5 protein-coding genes are annotated in these 5895 nt (G+C 70.7%); 4 read left to right on the forward strand and 1 reads right to left on the reverse strand.

The annotated features are described in order from the left end of the window. Together SM757_RS34335 and SM757_RS34340 are read left to right on the forward strand one after the other, a co-directional pair. The coding region (locus tag SM757_RS34335) for an efflux RND transporter permease subunit (protein WP_322468764.1) at positions 1 to 1813 on the forward strand (1813 nt) is incomplete at its 5' end. A 4-nt stretch (positions 1814 to 1817) separates the two neighbouring features. Continuing rightward, positions 1818 to 2594 (forward strand): hypothetical protein, encoded by a 777-nt coding sequence (locus SM757_RS34340; RefSeq protein WP_322468765.1) that lies wholly within the window; start codon positions 1818 to 1820, stop codon positions 2592 to 2594. Positions 2595 to 2617: 23 nt separating this feature from the next. On the opposite strand, the gene SM757_RS34345 is transcribed toward SM757_RS34340, so the two are convergent. After that, the gene (locus tag SM757_RS34345) at positions 2618 to 3973 is read right to left on the reverse strand and encodes a carbohydrate porin (protein WP_322468766.1); all 1356 of its coding nucleotides are present in this window, start codon (positions 3971 to 3973) and stop codon (positions 2618 to 2620) included. 105 nt (positions 3974 to 4078) lie between these two features. On the opposite strand from SM757_RS34345, the gene SM757_RS34350 reads away from it, so the two are divergent. Together SM757_RS34350 and SM757_RS34355 are read left to right on the forward strand one after the other, a co-directional pair. Further along, entirely contained in the window at positions 4079 to 5422 is a 1344-nt protein-coding gene (locus SM757_RS34350; protein ID WP_322468767.1) for a replication-associated recombination protein A, read from the forward strand. A gap of 230 nt (positions 5423 to 5652) precedes the next feature. Beyond that, on the forward strand, positions 5653 to 5895 hold a 243-nt coding region (locus SM757_RS34355; protein WP_407655829.1), incomplete at its 3' end, for an ABC transporter permease subunit.

Here is a 5895-nt window from a genome sequence, read left to right on the forward strand (position 1 = left end):
CGCGACCATAGAGGTGGGCCGTCCGACCCTGTTCTCCATGGTCATCATCATCGCGGCCCATTTGCCCATCTTCACGTTGCAGCGCCACGAGGGCCGCATCTTCTCGCCCATGGCGTGGAGCGTGACCTCGGCGCTGGTGGGCTCGCTGGTGCTGGCGCTCTCGCTGGTGCCGCTGCTGTGCCTGCTGCTGCTCAAGAAGCAGGTGCCGCACGAGGACAACGCGCTCGTAAGGGGGTGCAAGAAGCTTTACACCCCGGCGCTGGAATGGGCGCTGCACCGGCCCAAGGCCGTGCTGCTGGTGGCCGTGGCGGCGCTGGCCGGCGCGGGCGTGGTGGGCTCGCTGCTGGGCTCGGAGTTCCTGCCGGAGCTCGACGAGGGCACGGTGTGGGTCAACACCACGCTGCCGCCCTCGGTGTCGCCCACCGAGGCGCAGCAGATGGCCCGGCGCGTGCGCGACACGCTGCGCACCGTGCCTGAGGTCTCCACCGTGGTCACCAAGGTGGGCCGCCCGGACGACGGCACCGACCCCAAGATCTTCAACGGCCTGGAAGCCTTCGTCGGCTTCAAGCCGGAGGGGCAGTGGCGCGCGGGCATGAACAAGGAAAAGATCATCGAGGCCATGGACACGGCCCTGAACGACCTGCCCGGGCTGGAGACGGCCTTCTCACAGCCGATCCGCGACAACGTGCTGGAAAGCATTTCGCAGATCGACGGCCAGGTGGTCATCAAGATCAAGGGCGACGACCTGGACAAGCTGCGCGAGCTGGCCACCAAGATGGTGACGCTGGCCCGGCGCACCCAGGGCGTGAGCCGCGCCTTCATCGACCGCGAGGGCCAGCTGCCGCAGGTCAAGATCGACATCGACCGCGACGCCGCCGCCCGCTACGGCATCAACGTGGGCGACGTGCAGGACGTGATCGAAACCGCGCTGGCGGGCAAGGCCACGTCCGACCTGTGGGAGGGCGAGCGCCACTTCGCCGTGACGGTGCGCCTGGCGCCGCAGTACCGCAGCATCGACGCGCTGGGCCGGCTGCTGGTGACCTCGCCCTCGGGGGCGCAGATTCCGCTGTCGCAGCTCGCGCACATCAGCCAGGCCAGCGGCGCGATGAACATCGCCCGCGAGAACGGGCAGCGCGTGGCGGCGGTGGGCATCTTCATCCGTGGCCGCGACATGGGCTCGGTGGTGGCGGACCTGCAGGCGGCCTCCGCCAAGGAGCTTCAACTCCCGGCGGGCTACGACATTGTCTGGTCCGGCGAGTTCGAGAACCAGCAGCGCGCCATGAAGCGGCTGTCGTGGGTGGTGCCGCTGTCCATCCTGGTCATCTTCCTGCTGCTGTTCGATGCCTTCAAATCGTTCAACAACGCGCTGTTGATCGTGGCCAACATCCCGTTCGCGTTGATCGGCGGCATCCTGGCGCTGGCGATCACGGGCATTCCGCTGTCGGTGTCGGCGGCCATCGGCTTCATCGCGCTCTTTGGGCAGGCCGTGCTCAACGGCGTGGTGATGGTGACCTACTACAACCAGTTGCGCGCGCAAGGCATGGGCCTGACCGAGGCGGTGCTGCAGGGCAGCCTCACGCGGCTGCGCACGGTGCTGATGACGGCGCTGCTGGCCATGCTGGGCCTGTTCCCCATGGCGCTGTCGCACGCCATCGGCGCGGAGACGCAGCGCCCGCTGGCGGTGGTGGTGATCGGCGGCCTGGTCTCGGCCACGGTGCTGACGCTGCTGGTGCTGCCCACGCTCTACGCCTGGATGGCGCGGCGCGAGGAGAAGAAGGGCATCAAGCCCGTGCTCATGGGCGGCCACCCCTGAGGCCATGAGCACGCCACGCCGCTTTCGCCCCTTGTGCCTTTGGCGCGCAGGCGCGGGGGCGGCGCTGGCACTCTTCGCCGCCCTGGCCGCGGCGCAGACGCCGGTGGCGCAGGACGATCACCCGCTGCCCTTCAAGTTCACCGCCACTCGCCACGGGGTGCATGGCGGCCCGGACGGGCTGGACGTCAACCTGCGCTGGCGCCGCGAGGACAGCAGCGCCTGGATCGGCGCCTACCGCGACCGCGACTTCGGCAACCAGGCCCGCGCGGGCTGGGACGGCGTCTGGCACCTGGGGGGCGACGCGCTGCCCGTGCCGCTGTCGCTGCTGCCCTCGCTGCAGGTGGCCACGCGCGGTTTCGTCGGCGGCAGCCTTGCGCTGCAGGCGGGCGAGCGCTTTTACGTGCAGGCCGGCATTGGGCGCACCAACCTCAAGCCTTACCAAAACCTCAACTTCGATCCCAACGACGCGCTCACGGTCGTGGTGGGCTGGAAGGGCGAGGACGGCCGCGCCCTGGGCGTGACGGTGGTGCGCGACGACCGGCTGCACACCGGGCAGCAGCATGTGCACCTCACCGGCCAGTGGCCGCTGCCGCAAGGCCGGCGCCTGACGCTGGACCTGCTGCGCAAGCAGGGGCAGATGGAGGACGGCACGTTCATCCGCGCCACCGGCTTCACCGCGACGCTGGACTTCCCGCGCTGGTTCCTGCGCGCCGCCTGGGACCCCAAGCAGAACTTCGAGGCGCAGGACGTGCTGCGCGTGGGCGCGGGCTGGCGCTTCTGAGGCGGGCCGGCGGCCGCGCCGGCTCAAAGCTCCAGGTGCAGCCGCAGGCCTACGAAGCGGGCCGGCCCGCGGTCGGCGTTGTAGCCGGGGTTGGCGATGCGCTGCCAATCCAGCCCAAGCGTGGCCTGGGGCGCGAGCTGCAGGTTGTAGAAGGCCTCCAGCACGCGCTCGGTGCCGTAGCGCAGCCGCCCGTCCCCCAGGAAGAAGCCCAGGCCGCCGGCGGCCAGGTAGTCGCGGTGCGCGGCCGAGAGGCCGTTGTGCGCCAGGGCCAGGCCCAGCCTGTCCTGGCCGCGTCCCCACGAGGTGCCGCGCACCAGCACGCCGGCCGACAGCGAGCGGTCTATTTCCGTGAAGGCATAGGTCTCGGTGGCGCCGTCGCTGGCGCTGGCGCGGGCGAAGAGGCCCACGTCGGGGTGCAGTTGCTGCTCTAGCGCCAGGCCCAGGCCGCGCTTGGTCTGCTCGCCGTCGCGCGCGGCGGCCAGGTCCGGCACGGTGCCGCCGGCGCGGGCCAGGGCCAGCGCGTCGTCGTAGCGCGCCATGCGGGCGCGGTTGCGGAAGGCCAGCAGCCGCAGCGCGCCGGGCTGGCCGGCCCACTCGTGGCCGTGCTCCAGCTCGATCTGGTCGCCGTAGTGCGCGCCCAGGCGCCCATCCAGCGCCTGGCCGTTGGGTTCCTTGGGTTGGGCAAAGTGGCCGGCGCGCAGCGCCCAGGCGCCGTCGCGAGCCTCCACGGCCGCGCCCCAGGTGTAGCCGCGCGCATCGGCGGCGAAGTCCCAGGCGCCGTGCGTGACCAGCGACCAGTTCAGGAACTGCGTGCGCGGGTCGTGGCTGTAGGCGTTGGCATCGAACAGGTCCGTCACCGCGTAGTTGCCCACCATGAAGCTCAGCCGCCGCCGCGTGGTGGCCAGGGGCAGTTGATTGACGCCGCCTTCGACGCTGTCGGCCTCGCCGCCCAGGTCCACGGTCTGGCGCAGGAACAGCCGGGCACGGTAGATGCGCGGATTGGGGCCGGAGCTGCGCGCCATCTCGCCGTTGGTGAAGCCTCCTAAACCCGTGAGCTCGGACAGCGGCACGCCGGCGGCCACTTCGGGGTTGAGCCACAGCTCGCCGCCGCGCCAGGCGCGCCAGCCCAGCGCCGCGGTGGCGGTGAAGCTGTGGCTGCGCTCTCGTTCGGCGTGCAGGCTGTGCTCGCCGGCGTAGGGCGAGCGCAGGGCGGGCTTGCGCTGCCAGACGTAGGTGCTCTGGAAGCGGGCGTCCCAGTCCGGCAGCGCGTCGGCGCCGGTGTCCTGTTGGGCGCCGGCCCAGCCGGGCAGCAGTGCGGGCAGGGCCAGCGCCAGGGCGCGCGCCGCGCGCGCGGCGGCAGATCGTCGGGTCTTGTTCACGGGAGGGCAGGTGGGCTGGCCGGGGGCAAAGGCCGGCGATGGTACGCAAGGCGCGTGTCGGCCCCGTGACCGTGATGTCAACAGTGCGGCTGAGACAATCAAGCCATGGATGCCCAGGAAAGCTTGTTCGCGCCCGCCCAACCGTCGTCCCCGGCTGGAGGCGCTGCCCCGGTGCAGGCGCCGCTGGCCGAGCGGCTGCGGCCGCACAGCCTCGATGAAGTCATAGGCCAGCAGCACCTGCTGGGCCCCGGCAAGCCGCTGCGGCGCGCGTTCGAGACGGGGCGGCTGCATTCCATGATCCTGTGGGGCCCGCCGGGCGTGGGCAAGACGACGCTGGCGCGGCTCATGGCCCAGGCCTTCGACGCGGAGTTCATCGTCATCTCGGCGGTGCTCGGAGGCGTCAAGGAAATCCGCGAGGCCGTGGAGCGCGCCCGCGCGGCGCAAGGCCAGGGGCGCGCGGCGGTGGTGTTCGTGGACGAGGTGCACCGCTTCAACAAGGCGCAGCAGGACGCCTTCCTGCCGCACGTCGAGGCGGGGCTCTTCACCTTCATAGGCGCCACCACCGAAAACCCCAGTTTCGAAGTCAACGCCGCGCTGCTGTCGCGCGCCACGGTGCACGTGCTCAAGTCGCTGGCCGACGAGGACATGCGCGCGCTCATCGCCCGTGGCCGCGAGGCGCTGGGCGCGCCGCCCATGAGCGAGGCGGCGCAGGCGCGGCTCGTCGGCTATGCCGACGGCGACGCGCGGCGGCTGCTCAACGCCTTTGAAAACCTCGTGGCCCTGGCCGGCGACACGCCGGAGCTGGACGAGCCGCTGCTGGAGCGCACCTTGGGCGAGCAACTGCGCCGCTACGACAAGGGTGGCGACCAGTTCTACGACGCCATTTCCGCGCTGCACAAATCCGTGCGCGGCTCCAACCCCGACGCCACGCTGTACTGGCTGGCGCGCATGCTCGACGGCGGGGCCGACGCGCGCTACGTGGCGCGGCGCCTCATACGCATGGCCGCCGAGGACATCGGCCTGGCCGACCCGCGCGCGCTGCGCCTGGCCTTGGATGCGGCCGAAACCTACGAGCGCCTGGGCTCGCCCGAAGGCGAGCTGGCGCTGGCCGAGGCCGCGGTGTATTTGGCCGTGGCGCCGAAGTCCAACGCCGTCTACAAGGGCTGGAACGCGGTGCGCGCCTTCGTGAAGCGCGACGGCACCCGACCGGTGCCGCTGCACCTGCGCAATGCACCCACTGCGCTCATGAAGCAACTCGACCACGGGCGCGACTACCGCTATGCGCACGACGAGGCCGGCGGCTACGCGGCCGGCGAGCGCTACCTGCCGGACGGCGTGGACGAGCGCTTCTACGAGCCGGCGCCGCGGGGGCTGGAAATCAAGATAGGCGACAAACTCGCCGAACTGCGCCGCCTGGACGCCGCCGCGCGCGAAGATGGCGACCGTTGAACACTCTTGATGTAAGCGAAGCTTTCTTCGCTTGACTGGCGGCGCGAGGGCAACTCCCGAGCATTTGGGCGGGAGTGCACACCTACAATCCGCCGTTTTTCGGCAGCCGGGCCCGTTCACCAATGGGGGCCGGCATGGCCCGTGCGTATCCCCCGCCCGGCCGCGACCCGAACGAGCCGAAAAACAGGCGCCAGCCATGCGCCGGCAGTAAGCAGCAGGAGATCCCTCGGATGGATATTTTTCTTCAGCAGATCATCAATGGTCTGGTGCTGGGCAGCATGTACGCGCTCGTGGCACTGGGCTACACGATGGTCTACGGCATCATTAATCTCATCAACTTCGCTCACGGCGAGGTGCTCATGGTGGGGGCCATGGTCAGCTGGACCGTGGTTTCCGCCCTGGGCGATTCCGGCCTGCCGGGCTGGCTGCTGATGCTGATCTCGCTCATCGCCGCCATCGTCATCTGCGCGGCG

This window comes from Azohydromonas lata, from assembly GCF_034427735.1.
GTDB lineage: Bacteria > Pseudomonadota > Gammaproteobacteria > Burkholderiales > Burkholderiaceae_C > Azohydromonas > Azohydromonas lata.

Bases quoted from the DNA above. Each gene is read 5' to 3' on its own strand.
- SM757_RS34340 (WP_322468765.1), top strand. From the start codon at position 1,818: ATGAGCACGCCACGCCGCTTTCGCCCCTTGTGCCTTTGGCGCGCAGGC.
- SM757_RS34350 (WP_322468767.1), top strand. From the start codon at position 4,079: ATGGATGCCCAGGAAAGCTTGTTCGCGCCCGCCCAACCGTCGTCCCCG.